Below are 384 nucleotides of genomic sequence, written 5' to 3'. Positions count from 1 at the left end.
CCTGCGCCTTCGCCCGCCCGAAGACCTTCAGGGTCGGCAGACCGGCCACGACATCGAGGAAGTGGCCCGACAGCCGCGACAGCAGCCGCCACTGACGGTCCATCCGCGTCTGGGTCGCCCAGCCGATGAGCACCATGAACAGCGGGATCAGGGGGAGCGTCCCCACGATGACGGCCGCCGAGACCCAGTCCTCGGTCGCGATCCGCGCGAGCACGGCCACCGGAACCACGACGGCGAGGCCGAGCTGGGGCAGATAGCGGGAGAAGTAGTCGTCCAGAGCGTCGACTCCGCGGGTGGCGAGGGCGACGAGCGACCCGGTCCGCTGGCCGCTCAGCCAGCCGGGACCGAGTTCAGTGGCCCGTGCCAGCAGCCGGCCCCGCAGCT

The 384-nt window shown here is 71.9% G+C and carries 1 protein-coding gene; it reads right to left on the bottom strand.

Annotated elements, in window-relative coordinates:
- Positions 1-384: ABC transporter transmembrane domain-containing protein (locus G3I56_RS43040; protein WP_275406988.1), on the bottom strand; the 384-nt coding region annotated here is incomplete at both ends.

This window comes from Streptomyces sp. SID12488 (assembly GCF_010548275.1).
GTDB lineage: Bacteria > Actinomycetota > Actinomycetes > Streptomycetales > Streptomycetaceae > Streptomyces.
Note: the sequence above shows the minus strand (reverse complement) of the source record. Positions and strands in the feature narration are given on the sequence as shown.